18 protein-coding genes and 1 tRNA gene are annotated in these 16,270 nt (G+C 61.6%); 9 read left to right on the top strand and 10 right to left on the bottom strand.

From position 1 onward, the window contains the following. The first annotated feature begins 75 nt into the window (after window positions 1-75). From Q0O40_RS04755 to Q0O40_RS04745, 3 genes are read left to right on the top strand one after another with little or no spacing between them, the layout of a single operon-like run. Entirely contained in the window at window positions 76-1,212 is a 1,137-nt protein-coding gene (locus tag Q0O40_RS04755) for a bifunctional 2-C-methyl-D-erythritol 4-phosphate cytidylyltransferase/2-C-methyl-D-erythritol 2,4-cyclodiphosphate synthase (RefSeq protein WP_295526875.1), read from the top strand. 34 nt (window positions 1,213-1,246) lie between these two features. Further along, window positions 1,247-1,792, top strand: a complete 546-nt coding sequence (locus Q0O40_RS04750; RefSeq protein ID WP_295526872.1) for a hypothetical protein — start codon at window positions 1,247-1,249, stop codon at window positions 1,790-1,792. Between the two features lie 8 nt (window positions 1,793-1,800). Beyond that, window positions 1,801-2,304, top strand: a complete 504-nt coding sequence (locus Q0O40_RS04745) for a CinA family protein (protein WP_295526870.1) — start codon at window positions 1,801-1,803, stop codon at window positions 2,302-2,304. Here the strand turns inward: Q0O40_RS04745 and Q0O40_RS04740 are convergent. Next, window positions 2,265-2,726 carry a type II toxin-antitoxin system RatA family toxin gene (locus Q0O40_RS04740; protein WP_295526867.1) on the bottom strand — a complete coding sequence of 154 codons (462 nt, stop codon included), beginning with the start codon at window positions 2,724-2,726 and terminating at the stop codon, window positions 2,265-2,267. The two genes, Q0O40_RS04745 and Q0O40_RS04740, sit on opposite strands and share 40 nt — an antisense overlap. A gap of 7 nt (window positions 2,727-2,733) precedes the next feature. Further along, window positions 2,734-3,675 (bottom strand): lipoyl synthase, encoded by a 942-nt coding sequence (lipA, locus tag Q0O40_RS04735; RefSeq protein ID WP_295526865.1) that lies wholly within the window; start codon window positions 3,673-3,675, stop codon window positions 2,734-2,736. 65 nt (window positions 3,676-3,740) lie between these two features. Here lipA and Q0O40_RS04730 point away from each other — a divergent pair, with 65 nt between their 5' ends. Next, the gene (locus Q0O40_RS04730) at window positions 3,741-4,394 is read left to right on the top strand and encodes a carbonic anhydrase (RefSeq protein ID WP_295526862.1); all 654 of its coding nucleotides are present in this window, start codon (window positions 3,741-3,743) and stop codon (window positions 4,392-4,394) included. A gap of 79 nt (window positions 4,395-4,473) precedes the next feature. Here the strand turns inward: Q0O40_RS04730 and Q0O40_RS04725 are convergent, their stop codons facing one another. Beyond that, window positions 4,474-5,796, bottom strand: coding sequence for a hypothetical protein (locus tag Q0O40_RS04725; protein ID WP_295526859.1), 1,323 nt, complete (start codon window positions 5,794-5,796; stop codon window positions 4,474-4,476). A 308-nt stretch (window positions 5,797-6,104) separates the two neighbouring features. Here Q0O40_RS04725 and gyrA point away from each other — a divergent pair, with 308 nt between their 5' ends. Next, window positions 6,105-8,834: a DNA gyrase subunit A gene (gene gyrA / locus Q0O40_RS04720; protein ID WP_295526920.1), complete on the top strand. Its 2,730-nt coding sequence runs from the start codon at window positions 6,105-6,107 to the stop codon at window positions 8,832-8,834. Then, window positions 8,831-9,184, top strand: coding sequence for a DUF952 domain-containing protein (locus tag Q0O40_RS04715; protein WP_295526856.1), 354 nt, complete (start codon window positions 8,831-8,833; stop codon window positions 9,182-9,184). The genes gyrA and Q0O40_RS04715 overlap by 4 nt, the downstream gene beginning before the upstream one ends. On the opposite strand, the gene Q0O40_RS04710 is transcribed toward Q0O40_RS04715, so the two are convergent. Beyond that, entirely contained in the window at window positions 9,127-9,828 is a 702-nt protein-coding gene (locus Q0O40_RS04710) for a lysoplasmalogenase (protein WP_295526853.1), read from the bottom strand. The two genes, Q0O40_RS04715 and Q0O40_RS04710, sit on opposite strands and share 58 nt — an antisense overlap. Window positions 9,829-9,897: 69 nt before the next feature. Between Q0O40_RS04710 and trmFO the strand changes: the two genes are divergently transcribed. After that, window positions 9,898-11,268: a methylenetetrahydrofolate--tRNA-(uracil(54)-C(5))-methyltransferase (FADH(2)-oxidizing) TrmFO gene (gene trmFO, locus Q0O40_RS04705; RefSeq protein WP_295526851.1), complete on the top strand. Its 1,371-nt coding sequence runs from the start codon at window positions 9,898-9,900 to the stop codon at window positions 11,266-11,268. A 6-nt stretch (window positions 11,269-11,274) separates the two neighbouring features. Here the strand turns inward: trmFO and Q0O40_RS04700 are convergent, their stop codons facing one another. From Q0O40_RS04700 to Q0O40_RS04675, 6 genes are all read right to left on the bottom strand, one after another. Continuing rightward, the gene (locus Q0O40_RS04700) at window positions 11,275-11,745 is read right to left on the bottom strand and encodes a hypothetical protein (protein ID WP_295526849.1); all 471 of its coding nucleotides are present in this window, start codon (window positions 11,743-11,745) and stop codon (window positions 11,275-11,277) included. 81 nt (window positions 11,746-11,826) lie between these two features. Beyond that, the gene (locus tag Q0O40_RS04695; RefSeq protein WP_295526846.1) at window positions 11,827-12,426 is read right to left on the bottom strand and encodes a hypothetical protein; all 600 of its coding nucleotides are present in this window, start codon (window positions 12,424-12,426) and stop codon (window positions 11,827-11,829) included. Continuing rightward, window positions 12,414-13,793 carry a pyruvate dehydrogenase complex E1 component subunit beta gene (locus Q0O40_RS04690; protein ID WP_295526833.1) on the bottom strand — a complete coding sequence of 460 codons (1,380 nt, stop codon included), beginning with the start codon at window positions 13,791-13,793 and terminating at the stop codon, window positions 12,414-12,416. The genes Q0O40_RS04695 and Q0O40_RS04690 overlap by 13 nt, the downstream gene beginning before the upstream one ends. A 1-nt stretch (window position 13,794) precedes the next feature. Then, window positions 13,795-14,925 (bottom strand): pyruvate dehydrogenase (acetyl-transferring) E1 component subunit alpha, encoded by a 1,131-nt coding sequence (gene pdhA / locus Q0O40_RS04685; protein ID WP_295526829.1) that lies wholly within the window; start codon window positions 14,923-14,925, stop codon window positions 13,795-13,797. 202 nt (window positions 14,926-15,127) lie between these two features. Continuing rightward, window positions 15,128-15,204: transfer RNA gene (locus Q0O40_RS04680), tRNA-Arg, on the bottom strand. A 48-nt stretch (window positions 15,205-15,252) separates the two neighbouring features. Further along, complete coding sequence (locus Q0O40_RS04675; protein ID WP_295526826.1) at window positions 15,253-15,675, bottom strand: (deoxy)nucleoside triphosphate pyrophosphohydrolase; 423 nt, start codon at window positions 15,673-15,675, stop codon at window positions 15,253-15,255. 87 nt (window positions 15,676-15,762) lie between these two features. Between Q0O40_RS04675 and Q0O40_RS04670 the strand changes: the two genes are divergently transcribed. After that, a complete protein-coding gene (locus tag Q0O40_RS04670; RefSeq protein ID WP_295526824.1) occupies window positions 15,763-15,936 on the top strand; it encodes a Flp family type IVb pilin in 174 nt (57 codons plus the stop codon). Between the two features lie 104 nt (window positions 15,937-16,040). Next, entirely contained in the window at window positions 16,041-16,223 is a 183-nt protein-coding gene (locus tag Q0O40_RS04665; RefSeq protein ID WP_295526822.1) for a Flp family type IVb pilin, read from the top strand. Window positions 16,224-16,270: the final 47 nt, after the last annotated feature.

The raw sequence follows: 16,270 nt of genomic DNA, 5'->3' as shown, positions 1-16,270 counted from the left end.
CCCTCGGCAAGTTCTGTAAGGGGCACGCTCAATGACCCCGTTTCCGCCCTGCACCGCGATGCGGCCCCGGCTACGATGCGCATAGCCGCGCTTGTCGTTGCCGGGGGCAGAGGCCTGCGGGCGGGCGGGACCTTGCCCAAACAGTTCGCGCTGTGGCGCGGCAAGCCGCTCTTGCGCCATTCGGTTGAAATCCTGGCGGCAAACGGCATCACCCCGATCATTGTCGCGATTCCGCAAGGGTTTGAAAGTGTCGCGGCTGAAGCGCTGCTCGGTGTCCCCGGCGTGCGCCTGGTTAGCGGCGGCGCAACCCGGCAGGCTTCGGTCAAAGCCGGATTGGAAGCGCTGGGCGGCGCAGCGCCCGAGGCCGTGTTGATCCACGACGCCGCGCGGCCCGATCTTCCTGAATCAGTGATCGAGCGGCTGATTGGAGCACTGGCGGCCCATCCCGGAGCAATCCCGGTATTGCCGGTGGTCGATAGCGTGGTGCGCGGCGACGGCGGAATGCGCGAAGCAGCGGTGCCGCGCGAAGAACTTTACAGGGTGCAGACCCCGCAAGCCTTTCGGTTTGATGCCATCCTTGATGCGCACCAAGCCTGGTCAAGCGCATTGGAGGCCAGCGACGATGCCTCCGTTGCCGACGCCGCTGGTCTAGATGTCGCGCTGGTCGAGGGTGATGAACGGCTGCGCAAAATAACCTTTGCCACCGATTTTGAGGAAAACCAGATGACCACGTTGATGCCGCGCACCGGCATGGGATTTGACGTTCACCGGCTGGTTGAGGGTGAGGACCTATGGCTGTGCGGGGTGAAGCTTGATCATCCCTTGGGGCTATCGGGCCATAGCGATGCCGACGTTGCGATCCATTCGCTGGTCGATGCGTTGCTCGGCGCATTGGCGGCAGGCGATATCGGAGATCATTTTCCTCCATCGGACCCGCAATGGAAGGGCGCGGCTTCCGATCGCTTTCTCGCCCACGCCGGCGCACTGGTGATGGCGGCGGGGATGGTCATCGCCAATGTCGACGTCACCATTATCTGCGAGGCTCCGCGCATCGGGCCGCACAAGATGGCCATGCGGGCGCGGCTGGCGCACATTCTTGGGATCCAAATCGGGCAGGTCAGCGTTAAAGCCACAACGACCGAACGCCTCGGCCTGACCGGACGCGGTGAGGGCATCGCCGCTCAAGCCATCGCAACACTCGTTGCGGCCTAACTTTGGAAGCCCAACATTGGAAGAAAGTCACGCCATGATCGCCAAACGCTTGTTACCAAGTTTTGCCGCGCTGGCGGCGCTCGCCGCCGGGCAATGCGCGCTGGCACAAGATGCCGCCTGCCTTTCAGAGCAGGAAGTCGTCAGCCTGGTCAGCTTTGCCCTGCCCACGGTCATGGAAAGCACGATCAAGACCTGCCGACCGCAGCTCTCGCCGCAAGGATATTTCGGCGGGCAAGGGCCGGCGCTGGTGGCTCGCTTTGCTGCTGGCAAGCCTGCCAATTGGCCCGGCGCGAAGGCCGCTTTCCTCAAACTGGGAGCTAGCAAAGACGCCGAAACGCGCGACGTGATCGCCAAGCTTCCCGACAGCGCCCTGCAGCCGTTTGCCGAAGGCCTTGTGGCGCAACTCGTCGCCAGCAAGATCAAACCCGATCGGTGCAAAGCCATCGAACGCGGCGTCAGCCTGATCGCACCTTTGCCGCCGCAGAATACGGCCGAACTCATCGCCTTTGTGATCGTTCTGGCCGATAAGGCCGGCGCGGACAAGGCATCGAAATTTTCGATCTGTCCGTCGCGGAGCTGAACTGAACAATGGACGCCCTTCTCCCCCCCGATCTGATCGCGCTCGCGGCCAAAGTGATTGCCGCCAACCAGGCCTCTGGCCGAACCATCGCCGTGGCAGAAAGCTGCACCGGCGGGCTTGTCGCCGCCGCGCTGACCGAAATTGCGGGAAGCTCGGCAGTGTTTGATCGCGGCTTTGTGACATATTCGAACGAGGCCAAGCATGAGATGCTCGGTGTCTCGCTGGATCTAATCGATACCTTCGGCGCGGTATCGCTCGCAGTCGCTTGGTCAATGGCGCAAGGCGCGCTCAAGTATTCGCGCGCAGATGTCACGGTTGCGATCACCGGAGTGGCCGGCCCCGGCGGCGGCAGCGAACTGAAGCCTATAGGCACCGTCGTGTTCGCTCGCGCCGAACGTGGCGAGGATCCCGAGGCGGTAAATTCAGAAACAAAGCTCTTCGCGCCAACGAGCACCCGCGCGGAAGTGCGGCATCAGGCTGCCGTCGTCGCGCTCGAACTGCTGCTGCCGTAAAGCTTTTGAGCCCGACCTTCGAACGCCGCGACCATCTTGCGGAAAGCGCGATCAAGATACTGCCCGGCCAGCTTTTCGAAAATGACATTGCGAAAGCTGAAATCAACGCTGAAATCGATTACGCAGGCGTTTGGGCCAGCAGGCGTGAATTGCCAGATATTGCGCAAGTTTTTGAGCGGCCCATCGACATAGTCGACCGCGATCTGCTCGGCGCGATGCTTGCGCACGCGCGAGGTGAACTTCTCGTTGATGACATTGAATCCGACCATCATATCAGCCACCATCTCATCGGCACTGTCCGATCGGATCCGGGTCGCCACCACCCATGGCAGAAACTCTGGGTAGCGCTTCACATCGGCGACAAGGTCGAACATCTGTTCGGCTGACCAAGGCAAATGGCGAGTCTCGGCGATCTTTGGCACGCCTGCTTCAGCCTTTCGCCGCAGCTTTGGCCAAACCCGCTTCCCGCGCGGCGCGCATCGCCGCAAAATCTTCGCCCGCGTGATAGCTTGAACGGGTGAGCGGGCTTGCCGCGACCTGCAAAAAGCCCTTCGCCCGGGCAATGGCACCGAATGCGTCAAACGCTTTGGGCGTGATGAAGTCGATCACTTTGGCGTGTTTGGGGGTGGGCTGAAGATACTGGCCCATCGTCAGAAAATCGATCTGCGCCGAACGCATGTCGTCCATCACCTGATGGACCTCAAGCCGCTCCTCACCGAGACCGAGCATGATTCCAGACTTGGTAAAGATGCGTGGATCATGCCGCTTAACCTGTTCGAGCAGCCGCAGCGAGGCATAGTACCGCGCACCCGGGCGGATCATGGGGTAAAGCCGGGGAACGGTCTCCAGATTGTGATTATAAACATCGGGCCCAGCCACGACGATCGATTCCACCGCACTTTGCGCCTTGCCGCGAAAGTCGGGCGTGAGGATTTCAATGGTAGTTGCAGGGGTCATGGCGCGGAGCGCGCGGATCACCTCCACGAACTGGCTGGCCCCGCCATCGGGCAGATCATCCCGGTCGACCGAGGTGATGACGATATGCTCAAGCCCCAGTTTCGCGGCGGCTTCGGCCACGTGCCCCGGTTCAGCCAGATCAACCGCGCGCGGCATCCCGGTCTTGACGTTGCAAAATGCGCAGGCGCGGGTGCAGACATCGCCAAGAATCATTACTGTCGCATGCTTCTTGGTCCAGCATTCGCCGATATTGGGACAGGCAGCCTCTTCGCATACCGTGGTCAAGCCAAGGCCGCGCATCAACGCCTTGGTCTCGTTATAGCCCTTGCTGGTGGGCGCCTTTACACGGATCCAATCGGGTTTGCGTTGGCGGGCGGGCTCAATATCGCGAGTGCTGATCGATGGATTGCTCATCGCATGCAGATAGGCGTTCTAGCGCGTGCTTGAAAGTGTCATTTGAAAAGCCCAAGCAACCGCTCATGACCATCAAGCCTTCTCCCGAATTAGAACACCTGCTGAAGGGCTATCGCCATTTTCGCGAGGAGGATTGGACGCCCAAGCTAGAGCGCTGGAAGCAGCTGCGCAGGGGGCAGGATCCGCAGGTCATGATCATCGCCTGCTCGGACAGCCGAGTCGATCCTGCGCAGATTTTCGATACCGATCCTGGCGAGATTTTCGTGGTGCGCAATGTGGCAGCGCTGGTTCCGCCATTTGAAACCATTCCGGGCCATCACGGGGTTTCGGCAGCGCTCGAATTTGCGGTGCATGTACTGAAGGTCAAAAAGATCGTAGTCATGGGCCACGGTGCTTGTGGAGGCTGCCGCGTGGCGTTGACGCGCGAAATGCGCGGTGCACAGCTAGGCGAAGGTGGTTTCGTTGCAGACTGGATCAGCCTGCTCGATCAGGCGCGCGAACCGATCGCCGCGACTCTTGGCACCAGCGGTCCATTAGCAGAAAGAGCGATGGAGCTGGCCGGCGTCAAAGTAAGCCTCGACAATCTGCGCACCTTTCCCTCCATCCGGCAGAAGGAAGCAGATGGCCAATTGAAGCTCCGCGGCGCGTATTTTGCCATTTCCGATGGCGTGCTTCATCTGCTCGACGAGAGCACGGGCGAGTTCGAACCGGTCGTTTGAAAAAAGCCAAACGAAAAGGGCGGCCCCAAGGACCGCCCTCCAGTTTTATGAGCTCTGATTTTGGTGCAAGCTCGGGGCGTTAGCTGCCTGCTTTTGATGCCGCATGAATCGCCCATAGCTTGGCGAGAGGCGCGCGGATGCCAGTGACTTTGGCGAAAGTAGCCTGCGCTTCAGCAAACTTGCCAGAGTCCACTTGGGCGATGCCGAGCCGGGTGAGCGTTCGGTCCTGATCGATGCCGCCCTTTGCGATAGCGGTAGCATACATTTCTTCGGCTTTCGCAGCTTCGCCATAGGAGAGGAAAGCATCGCCAGCCGCTTGCGCGGTTTTCCCATTTGCTGCGGTCTTCGCATCGCGCTCCAGCGCCGGAAGCGATGCCTGATCCGCAGCGACGCGGCCCTTCGACTGGCTCAGCGCGTCGGACACGAACATGTCGCCCGGCTTGAGTACACCCTTGGCAATGGCCGCCTCGGTGATCTTCAGAACTTCGCCGGGCAAGCGACGCGGGTCGGCCGATTCGATATATTCGATGTATTCGCGCTCAACGACCTTCGGACTTTCTTCCAGCGCGCCCGTGCGCAGGAACAGCCGTCCAAGATCGAGCGACTCCTCTTTGCCGAAAGTGCTGAACTCGCGGACCAGCTGGCCGGCCCCCAAGAAGTTGATCGCGGTGGGTTCGGCAGCAACCTGAAGCAGCGACCATTCGATCGCCTGCGGGCCCAGCTTGCCCTTGTAAGCGATGACTTGCGCGCGCTTATACCAGGCTGAAGGCACTGCCGAACCAGCGGCTTTACGGACATCGACAGCCATACGCAGCGCGGTCAGTCCCTCAGCACCCTTGCCTTGCTGGGCATATGCATCCGCGAGCATTTCGGCAGCTGCGTTTTCGGCCACATTGCCCTGAACCGCTTTGGTCAGCGCGTCGACCGCCCCTGGCCAATCGTTTTCGGCATAGCTGAAGTAGCCGAGATAAAAATTGGACAGCGGGACTTTGTCAGCCTCCAGCAGGCCGCTATCCAGCATGTTCTTGATGCCGCGCTTGCGCATCTTGCTATCTTCCAGCCAGCCGCCGAGCTGCACGGCAAATTGGCCTGCCGCGATCCGGTCCTGCGAGGTCTTTACGACGGCTTCCGCTGCGGCGAGCTCGGCCGCAGCGTTGCCAAGCGTCGCCCTCAGGTTGGCGTCCGTGATGCCCTTGGCCTTTGCAGCACCGGCGGTGGTCAGCGTTTTCTGGATCGGTCCTGCAGCCGCCACGAATTCTTTGGAATAGGATGGCTTGGGCGCTTCTTTCTCTTTGGCCAACGCAGCGGCAGGGGCCACCGTGATCCCGGCAACGCCGCCGAGAAGCGCAAAGGCAAGCGCTGCTTGCGCGCCGCTGACAAAGTTCGAACGAGAAAGCCGCATCCAATTCTCTCCTTTTATGCCATGGAGGCAATTCCGGAAATCATCCCGGCGCGCCGTCCAAAGCTCCATAACCATGCGCTCTGCTGTGGCGCGATATTGCGCCCTTGGCAACGAATTGTAACTATGTGCAAGCGCGTGAACCGCGTTTGAATGCAAATCCACCGCGCCGTTAAGGCAGGTGAGCGCAAATGTGGAAAACAGGCGCTCATCCGCGCAGCTTGCTGGTCTTTGCCGCCCGGTTGCCGTAGTCTTGTCACACTTCCCCTCAGACAAGCGAAAAAGCCACCACTGTGAGCGACGACACCGGCATCATCGATCCCCCTTCTCCGTCGCGGGAACCCGAGTTCCAGCAGATCGACATCGTCGATGAGATGAAGACCAGTTACCTCGATTACGCGATGAGCGTGATCGTGGCGCGCGCGCTGCCCGATGTGCGGGATGGTCTGAAGCCGGTGCATCGCCGCATCCTGTGGACCGGCTATGAAAGCGGCTTCGTCGCGGGCAAGCCCTACCGCAAATCGGCGCGAATTGTCGGCGATTGCATGGGCAAGTATCACCCGCATGGTGACAGCGCGATTTACGATGCGCTGGCGCGCATGACGCAAGACTGGTCCATGCGGCTGCCGCTCATCGATGGTCAGGGCAATTTCGGTTCGATGGACCCAGATCCGCCGGCTTCGATGCGGTATACCGAGGCGCGTCTCGCCAAAGTCGCTGATTTCCTGCTGGGCGACATCGAAAAGGATACGGTCAACTTCCAACCCAACTACGACGGGCTGGAAAGCGAGCCGCAAGTCCTGCCTGCGCGCTTTCCCAATCTGCTGGTCAATGGCGCGGGCGGCATCGCTGTGGGCATGGCGACCAATATCCCGCCACATAACCTCGGCGAAGTCATCGATGGCTGCCTCGCTTATATGGACAATCCGCTGATCTCGATCGACGAGCTGATGCAGATTATTCCGGCCCCCGATTTCCCGACCGCGCCGCTCATTCTGGGCACAAGCGGCGCACGCAAGGCCTATACCGAGGGGCGCGGCTCGATTGTGATGCGCGCGCAGCACAAGATCGAGGAAGGGCGCGGCGACCGCCGCTCGATCGTGCTCACCTCGATCCCCTACCAGGTGGGCAAATCGGGTCTGGTCGAAAAACTAGCCGAAGCCGCCAAGGACAAGCGGATCGAGGGCATTTCGGATATCCGCGACGAATCGAGTAGAGCCGGTGTGCGCGTGGTCATCGAGCTGAAACGCGACGCAACGCCCGAAGTCGTGCTCAACCAGATCTGGCGCAATACCCCGGCGCAATCGAACTTCCCCGCCAACATGCTAGCGATCCGCGGCGGACGCCCAGAAACGCTCTCGCTCAAGGACATCATCGAAGCTTTCGTGCGCTTCCGCGAGGAAGTGATCACGCGGCGGACCAAGTTTGAACTCAATAAGGCGCGCGACCGGGCGCATATCTTGCTCGGTCTGGTCGTTGCCGTCACCAATCTCGATGAAGTTGTGCGGATCATCCGCGCTTCAGCCAACCCTGCCCTCGCCCGCGAAACCCTGCTGGCGCGCGAATGGCCGATGGGCGAGATCGCGCCCTACATTAAGCTCGTGGAGGCCATCGAGGACGAGGACCTTGCCGCCGAGGGCAGCAGCTACCGTCTGTCGGATTTTCAGGTGCGCGCGATTCTCGAACTCAGGCTGGTGCGCCTGACCGCGCTCGGCCGCGAGGAGATCGGTGCCGAGCTTGAGGTTCTGGCCGAAGCAATTGCAAGATACCTCGCCATCCTGGGAGACCGTGTCAAGCTCTACACGGTGATGCGCGAAGAACTGATCGAAGTGCGCGACAAGTATGCCACGCCGCGCCTCTCGCAGATCACCTCGCCCGCCGATGGGATCGAGGATGAGGACTTGATCGAGCGCGAGGACATGGTCGTCACGATCACGCTCGATGGCTATATCAAGCGCACGCCGCTCTCGACGTTCCGCGCCCAGAACCGCGGCGGCAAGGGCCGCAGCGGCATGGCGACCAAGGACGAAGATGCGGTTGCGACGATGCTCGTGACATCGACCCACACCCCGGTGCTATTCTTCTCCACCGCCGGCAAAGTGTACCGGCTGAAAGTCTGGCGCCTCCCCGAAGGCGGGCCGACCACGCGCGGGCGGCCGGTCGTCAATCTGCTCCCGGCACTCGATCAGGGCGAAACGATCACGTCTGTTTTGCCGCTCCCGGAAGATGAAAGCACATGGGGCGCGCTCAATGTGATGTTCGCCACGGCCAAGGGCAATGTGCGGCGCAACAGCATGGATGCCTTCGCCAATGTGCCGAGCAACGGCAAATATGCGATGCGTTTTGACGATGCCCCGGATGATCGGCTGATCGGCGTGGTCCTGCTGTCGGATAGCGATGATGTCTTGCTGGCGAGCCGTCAGGGCAAGGCGATCCGTTTCCCCGGCGACGACGTGCGCGAGTTTACCAGCCGGACATCGACCGGGGTGCGCGGGATGCTGCTGAAGGCCAATGACAAAGGCGAACCGGACGAAGTCATTTCACTGTCGGTGCTGCGCCGCGCCGGCGTGGCCGATCAGGACGAGCGCGAAGATTACCTGCGCCATGCCCCGTGGAAGGGCGAAGACGCCGATCGCGCGCCGCGTTTGATGGATGATGCACGCTTCGCCGATCTGGCCGCGCGCGAGCAATTCCTCCTCACGGTCTGCTCCAATGGTTATGGAAAGCTCTCATCGGCTTACGAATATCGGCGGACCGGACGCGGCGGACAAGGCATCACCAATATCGACAATATCGCGCGCAATGGCCCGGTTGTCGCCAGCTTCCCCGTAGAGCGGGCCGATCAGTTGATGCTGGTTACAGATCAGGCCAAGCTTATCCGCTTGCCGTTGACCACCTTGCGGGTGATCGGGCGCGGCACTGCGGGGGTGCGGCTGTTCAATGTTTCGGATAGCGAAAGCGTGGTCGGTGCAGTGCGCGTGCTCGAAGCTGAAGGCGGCGAGGACGACATCGAAACTGAAACCATGCCCGGCGCGCAATGAGCGAGCTTCCGCTCGTTGCCTACAAGGTCCTGACTGTGCCGGAGATGGCGCGGCTTGAGGCCGATGGTGTGTTTGCGGGCGCTCCAATCGATCTGGCCGATGGCTACATTCATCTGTCGACCGCCGCGCAATTGACAGAGACGGTCGACAAACATTTTGCCGGGCAAGACGATCTGCATGTAGTGGCAGTCGATCTGGCGGTTCTGGGCACTGCTGTGAAATGGGAACCATCGCGCGGGGGACAGCTGTTTCCGCATGTCTATGCGCCGTTGCCGCTATCGGCGGCGATTGCTTATGGACCGCTGGAACGTTCGGCAGACGGCGCCGTGGCGCTGCCCGTAGCGGGCTGATCCGCGCTGAACTCGCCGTGTTGGCGCAGCGTGCGAATGCCGCCAACGCAGATCAGAAGCTGGCCAAAGTAATAAAGCGGCCAAACCAGCAGATCGGGTATGGCGCTGCCGGCCAACGGCCCCATCCGCGCAAAGATCAACAAATCGGAAGCGGCGAACATGATCGCTCCGAGCCCAACCCGGCTCCGCGGAAAATCGCTGCGCCAAGCCGCTGCCGTCATTCCGCCGAGACCGAGCGCATAAAGCGATACCGACGCCGCGCCAGTCAGCAGGTAGGCCGCAACCGGTATGGCCGCCACCAGCGCAAGCGGGACCGCCACATCCGCGTTTGGGCGGCGATGACTGGTATAAAGCCCGATCGCCACCAGATGCCCGGCAAGGAAAGCGAGCGCGCCGCCCACAAAATCGATCTCCAGCACCATATCACCGATTGCCCCGAGCGCGAGCATCAGCGCGATGAGGTGCGCGCCGCGGGATGGATGATGCGCCCAGGCATAGGCCGCCAGAAGCCCGACACCTGCCCCCTTCCATGCAATGAGATAGACACCCGGAACGGTGTTTGGCCCCGCGAACCAATAGCTTATGCCGAACACCAGGCTGGCGAGCAGCCACGGCCTGCGTTCGCTCAGTGCTAATCCCGCCATACGTCCTCCCCTTGCGACAAGCACCATAGTGGGGTTGTCGCACACCGCTCGCAATGCCAATGCATAGCTGTGAAAGAACAAGTTCATATCATCGGCGGGGGCATGGCCGGAAGCGAGGCCGCCTGGCAACTGGCGCGGCGCGGCGTGCGGGTGCGGCTCTCCGAAATGCGCGGCGGCGGCGACCGCACGGCCGCACACAATGGTGATGGCCTCGCCGAGCTGGTCTGCTCAAATTCGTTCCGATCCGACGATGATGAGAAAAACGCGGTCGGTCTGCTGCATTACGAGATGCGCCAATGCGACAGCTTGCTGATGCGGGCGGCAGAACAAGCCCGGGTCCCGGCCGGATCGGCGCTGGCGGTGGACCGTGATGTGTTCTCGGCAGAAGTCGAAGCCGCGTTACGCGCGCAGCCAACGCTTGAAATCGTACGCGAACGGGTGGACGTGTTGCCCGGGGATGGGCTGACCATCGTGGCGACCGGGCCGCTGACCGCCCCTGCCCTAGCCGCCAGCATCGGCGCGGCCACAGGCGCGGACAGCCTCGCTTTTTTCGATGCGATCGCGCCGATCGTCTATCGCGATTCGATCGACATGGACGTGGCGTGGATGGCATCGCGCTGGGACAAAGGGGCAGAGGCCTCGCTCGCCATGGGCGGCGACGGGCGCGACTATATCAACTGCCCCATGAGCAAGGCCCAGTACCAGGCGTTCTGGGAGGAGCTGCTGGCGGGCGAGAAGACCGAATTCAAGGAGTGGGAGGCCAGCACGCCATATTTCGACGGCTGCATGCCAGTCGAGGTCATGGCGGCGCGCGGGGTGGAGACGCTGCGCTTCGGCCCGATGAAGCCCGTGGGCCTCGACAATCCCCACTGGGCAACACCGGAACATCCAAACGGGCGCTGGCCCTATGCGGTGGTGCAACTGCGGCAGGACAACAAGCTGGGCACACTTTGGAACATGGTCGGATTTCAGACCAAGCTCAAGCATGCTGAGCAGGTGCGCGTGTTCCGCACGATCCCTGGCCTCGAGAATGCGGAATTCGCGCGGCTTGGCGGGCTACATCGCAATACCTTCCTCAATTCCCCCACGCTGCTTGACCGGCAATTGCGCTTGAAGTGCGCGCCGCATATCCGCTTTGCCGGGCAGATCACCGGATGCGAAGGCTATGTCGAGAGCGGCGCAGTGGGGTTGCTGGCCGGCTTGATGACGGCAGCACAGATCGCCGGGACAGATTGGATGGCGCCGCCGCGCACCACCGCGCTTGGCGCGTTGCTATCGCATATCACCGGCGATGCCGAGGCTGACAGCTATCAGCCGATGAATGTCAATTTCGGGCTGTTTCCGCCGCCCGCAGCCGACGTGAAAAAGAAGGTGCGCAAGGAAGCTTACACCCAGCGCGCCAAAGCCGATCTTGGCGGGTGGCTGCCAGCTATCGCTTAAGCCTGCTTATTTGCATCTGCAGGCATGTTTCTTGGATGCCTGGGTCTTGGTGGTGGCAAACTCGGGGCGGTCCAGCGCCTGATCCCCGTTTGCATCTGCCGCCTTGAACTTGTTGGCGGTGGCAACGGCCCATTCCTCGAATGTCAGCAGGTTGTTGCCGTCGGTATCGAGCTTCCTGAAATCTTTGACACGCGGGCTGAGCAGTTCATTACGGGTGATGCGGCTGTCGCGGTCCTTGTCGAGCCGGTCGAAACGGCGCTGTTCGCGCGTGGCCTCGTTGGCCTGCGGCAGGCCAGGGCCGACCATGTCGCCCGGATCGGCTTCGGGCAGTTCCTCCGCTTCGCCGGGCACCGCGCTGGCCAATGCCAGGGGGGCCACTGCGGCCCCGGCACCGTCACTGGCGCGTCCCTGCCACCAGAACACGCCTGCCGCTACCAGCATGAGCGCAGCGAGCGCCCCAATCACGATCCTGTTCATGGCCTTGCCCCCATTGCTTAGGCTTAATCTCCTTGCGCGCAAAGCGGCAGGGAAAAGTCACACCATTTTGGCGTGACCTCGTTACCGACCCAGCAAACCGGCGCGCAGGATCACCAAAAACGCGCGCCAAGCCGGGACAGCGTCGCCGCTTGCCTCGCGCAGCGCCATGCCGCGCAGGATCGCCAGCGGGCGCATGGCGCGGGGCAGCCTTGCATGTTTCGGCGGCGCATCTGGCAGACCCAGCCATTGCGCCGCTGCATCCCTGATCGCGCTGTCCTCAGCCGCGCCAGAAAGGCGCGCAAGCGCGCTGATCGCCGCAAGCCGGGCGCGGGCCAGTTCCGCGCCGCCGTCTTCGCCCACGTTGCGCGCCTCATAGCCATCGACCAGCCCTGCCAAAGCGGCCCTTTCGCGGTCCCATGCGGAAAGCACGGCGAGCAGTGGTTCACCCGCTGGCCATGCCGATGCGGGCTCACCAAAGCGCTCGCGCCACCATGCCAGCCGCAGTTGGATCATGATCGGTTCGCGGTCGGCCCGCGCCGCATCCGCAAGCCTGCGGTCCAGCGCGAGCAAACCAGCCCATGCGGCGCGCATTTGGCTTAGCGCATAGGCAATCGCCAGTCGTTCGGGCGGGGTCAGCCAATCTTCCAGCGGCGCAAGCTCGGCGGGCGTCAGCGGTAGCACACCTTCTTTACCGCCGCGATGATCCGGGCCGCGTTGATCAGCGCCGCCCGTTCAAGGTTTGCGGCATAGGGCAACGGCACGTCCTCGTTGCAAACCCTAAGGACAGGCGCATCGAGATCGTCGAACCCCTCCTCCATCGCGACCGCGATGATCTCCGACGCGATGGAACAGACCGGAAAGCCTTCTTCGACCACGACCATGCGGTTGGTCCGAGCGAGGCTCTCCAGCACAGCCGCCTTGTCGAGCGGGCGAAGTGTGCGCAGATCGACGATTTCGGCCTCGATGCCCTCCCCCGCCAAGATAGCGGCTGCTTCGAGGGCTAGGCCCACGCCGATCGAATACGTGACGATGGTCACATCGTGGCCAGGCCGGACGATCCTCGCCTTGCCGATCGGCAGCACCCAATCTTCGATCTGCGGCACATCGAAGCTGCGCCCATAGACAAGCTCGTTTTCGAGGAAGATGACCGGGTCTTCGCTGCGGATGGCGGCTTTCAGCAAACCTTTAGCGTCCGCTGCGTCATAAGGCGCAATCACGATCAGCCCGGGAACCGAGGCATACCATGGCGCAAAGTTCTGGCTATGCTGCGCGCCAACGCGCGATGCAGCCCCGTTCGGCCCGCGAAAGACGATCGGGCAGCGCATCTGCCCGCCCGACATGTAATTGGTCTTGGCTGCCGAGTTGATGATGTGATCGATCGCTTGCAGCGCGAAGTTGAAGGTCATGAACTCAACGATCGGGCGCAGCCCGCCCATCGCCGCGCCCGCGCCGATCCCGGCAAAGCCATATTCGGTGATCGGCGTGTCGATCACGCGGCGCGGGCCGAATTCTTCAAGCAGCCCTTGAGTGACTTTGTACGCCCCCTGATACTCGGCGACTTCCTCGCCCATCACAAAGATGCGGTCATCGGCGCGCATTTCTTCGGCCATGGCATCGCGCAAGGCTTCGCGAACGGTATTCGAAGTCATCGCGGTTCCGGCAGGAACAACGGGATTGGACTGGCTCGTTGCAGCGGCCGCAGGGGCGCTGGGAACTTGCGCAGGAGCGCTGGGAACTGGCGCGTGCGAGATAGCGGGCTCAACTTCCGCCGTTGCGGCAGGCTCCGCGACAGGTGCAGCTGGCTCATTGTCGCCTTGTATCGTGGCGATCACGGTGCCGACCTTGACGCCTTCGGTGCCCTCAGCAACCATCAACGCGCCCATCACCCCTTCATCGACTGCCTCAAATTCCATCGTGGCCTTGTCGGTTTCGATCTCGGCAATGATGTCACCTGATTTCACTGCATCGCCAGGCTTGACCAGCCATTTGGCCAGCGTGCCCTCTTCCATGGTGGGCGAAAGCGCGGGCATCTTAAGCTCGATGGCCATCTCAGTACGTCTCCACCAGCACGTCGGTATAAAGTTCGGCCAGCGCGGGTTCAGCGGAGCTCTCGGCGAAATCGGCAGCTTCGGCCACAATCTGGCGGATGCGCTTGTCGATCTCCTTGATCCTGTCTTCACTCACACCGCGCTTGAGCAGATCCTGCTTGGCGGCCTCGATGGCGTCATGCTTGTCGCGCATTTCCTGCACTTCTTCGCGGCTGCGGTACTTTGCCGGGTCCGACATCGAATGGCCGCGATAGCGATAGGTGGTCATTTCCATCAGCACCGGCCCGTTGCCCGCGCGCACATAGGCCAAGGCAACTTCGGCGGCTTGACGCACTTCGAGCACATCCATCCCATTCACATCCATGCCCGGAATGCGAAAACCGGTTCCACGGCGATAAAAATGGGTTTCGGCCGAGCCGCGCTTGACCGAGGTGCCCATCGCATAGCCATTGTTCTCGATGACGAAGATGATCGGCAGCTTCCACAAGGCGGCCATGTTGAACGCTTCGTAGACCTGCCCCTGATTGGCCGCGCCGTCGCCGAAATATGCGAGGCACACCCCGCCATCGCCGCGATATTTGTGACCAAACGCAAGGCCAGTGCCCAGCGGCACCTGCGCGCCGACGATCCCGTGCCCGCCAAAAAATTTGTGCTCGGTTGAAAACATGTGCATCGAGCCGCCCTTGCCGCGCGAAATGCCGGCGGACCGCCCAGTTAGCTCGGCCATGATCAGTTTGGGATCGATCCCATAAGCCAGCATATGGCCATGATCACGGTAGCCGGTGATGACACTGTCGTGACCTTCGCTGAGCGCAGACTGCAGACCGACCGCAACTGCCTCCTGGCCGATATAGAGATGGCAGAAGCCGCCGATCAGCCCCAGTCCATAAAGCTGCCCTGCCTTTTCCTCGAAACGCCGGATCAGCACCATCTGCTCATAGAACTTGAGCATTTCCGCATCAGAAGCATCGTAGCGCGTGTTGTTGGCCAGGGCGCTTTGCAAACTGCGCAGGGCAAAGGCTGCTTCATCGTCGGCAACTGTCTCGGGCGAAAGGTCTTTAGCACCGGCAGCAGCAGGCGAGGCTGACGCTGGCGAGGGTTTGGCAGTGCGCGGAGTCGCGGATTTGGCCAAGGCGGATTTCCTTCTATGGCAGCCATGCAAGCAGCAACGTGCATTGCCGCAGGTCGCTATAGAGCCACGCGCCATGGTTCGGCAATCTCCCACGCATGCGAAGCGGGCTTGCCGGAATACCTATGCAAAGCACGCCAGCGCTGCGCCGCCAGACACACGCGGCGCGCTGCGTGCTCACGCGCCAACAATCGAAGGGGGGGAATGGTGCGCCCGGAGCGATTCGAACGCCCGGCCCTCAGATTCGTAGTCTGATGCTCTATCCAGCTGAGCTACGGGCGCTTAAGAGTGGCGGCCTTTAAAAGCGCTCCGGCAGCTTGGCAAGTCATTTCATGATCGATCAATCATCGCGACCAGTGCTTTTGCCAAGGGTACATCGAGCGGGGGCATGGCGCGATCAGCCAAATCGTGCGGATCGACCCAGGCCAGTTCGGCACCTGCTTCGCAGCGCGGCGCGCCTTGCCACGTGTAACATCCATAAAGCAGCAGCAAAACTGGACGCCGCGACGCGGAATCGCTTGCGCCGAAGCTGACCGGAAAGAGATCTTCGGCTTTGAGCAGAACGCCCAGTTCCTCTCCGATCTCGCGGATAACCGCCTCTATCGGCCCCTCCCCTTGTTCGATCTTGCCGCCGGGAAACTCCCACAGCCCGCCATGCTGACGACCTGGCGGCCGCCTTTGAAGAAGCACGCGCGACGCCCCATCGATCAGCGCCGCCGCCGCCACGCACACCATCGGAGAATTTTCAGACACGATGAACACCTCCTAAATCGTTTGTTAGTCACCCGGCGGCTACTTGCCAGATTGCCGAAGAGTACAGGATCTGATGCTATGTGGACGATGGCGCGCAAAATGCTGGTTGACCAGTCGGCGGCGACAGCCATCGAATATGGCCTGTTGATCGGCGTGATCGCCATGTCACTGGTGTTCAGCTTAGGCACGATCGCCAACGAACTGGGCAATCTCTATAATCTTATCGACAACAAAACGGTGAACGCTGCCAGCAAGCTCTGACGCCAATTAACGTTATCTTACGATTTGAACCGTATCTCAAGAGAAGCTCGTCAATGGGACAACATGACGCGAGCCGGGTAGAAGACATCAATAGGAGACCGACCATGAAGACTTTCCAAGAACTGCTGATCAACGAAGAAGGCGCCACCGCAATCGAGTACGGCCTGATCGCTGCGCTCATCGCTGTTGCCGCCATCACCGCCATGGGCGCACTGGGCAACTCGCTCTCGAACACCTTTATCCTGGTCTCGGGCCAGATGAACAACGCTTCGGACGGCAAGCTCTAAGCTTAGGCGTACTCTAGCGAAAATGCGGAACGGGCGGGGATTTCCCC

The organism is Novosphingobium sp. Chol11, from assembly GCF_945870625.1.
Classification (GTDB): Bacteria; Pseudomonadota; Alphaproteobacteria; order Sphingomonadales; family Sphingomonadaceae; genus Novosphingobium.
The sequence above is the reverse complement of the archived record's forward strand: the minus strand, read 5'-3'. Positions and strand labels throughout refer to the sequence as shown.

What these genes read in the sequence shown, in the direction of transcription:
- Q0O40_RS04745 (WP_295526870.1), top strand. Translation starts at nt 1,801, where the DNA reads ATGGACGCCCTTCTCCCCCCCGATCTGATCGCGCTCGCGGCCAAAGTG.
- Q0O40_RS04665 (WP_295526822.1), top strand. Translation starts at nt 16,041, where the DNA reads ATGAAGACTTTCCAAGAACTGCTGATCAACGAAGAAGGCGCCACCGCA.
- Q0O40_RS04690 (WP_295526833.1), bottom strand. Translation starts at nt 13,793, where the DNA reads ATGGCCATCGAGCTTAAGATGCCCGCGCTTTCGCCCACCATGGAAGAG.
- Q0O40_RS04670 (WP_295526824.1), top strand. Translation starts at nt 15,763, where the DNA reads ATGGCGCGCAAAATGCTGGTTGACCAGTCGGCGGCGACAGCCATCGAA.
- Q0O40_RS04730 (WP_295526862.1), top strand. Translation starts at nt 3,741, where the DNA reads ATGACCATCAAGCCTTCTCCCGAATTAGAACACCTGCTGAAGGGCTAT.
- Q0O40_RS04755 (WP_295526875.1), top strand. Translation starts at nt 76, where the DNA reads ATGCGCATAGCCGCGCTTGTCGTTGCCGGGGGCAGAGGCCTGCGGGCG.
- Q0O40_RS04715 (WP_295526856.1), top strand. Translation starts at nt 8,831, where the DNA reads ATGAGCGAGCTTCCGCTCGTTGCCTACAAGGTCCTGACTGTGCCGGAG.
- Q0O40_RS04725 (WP_295526859.1), bottom strand. Translation starts at nt 5,796, where the DNA reads ATGCGGCTTTCTCGTTCGAACTTTGTCAGCGGCGCGCAAGCAGCGCTT.
- Q0O40_RS04750 (WP_295526872.1), top strand. Translation starts at nt 1,247, where the DNA reads ATGATCGCCAAACGCTTGTTACCAAGTTTTGCCGCGCTGGCGGCGCTC.
- Q0O40_RS04700 (WP_295526849.1), bottom strand. Translation starts at nt 11,745, where the DNA reads ATGAACAGGATCGTGATTGGGGCGCTCGCTGCGCTCATGCTGGTAGCG.
- Q0O40_RS04710 (WP_295526853.1), bottom strand. Translation starts at nt 9,828, where the DNA reads ATGGCGGGATTAGCACTGAGCGAACGCAGGCCGTGGCTGCTCGCCAGC.
- lipA (WP_295526865.1), bottom strand. Translation starts at nt 3,675, where the DNA reads ATGAGCAATCCATCGATCAGCACTCGCGATATTGAGCCCGCCCGCCAA.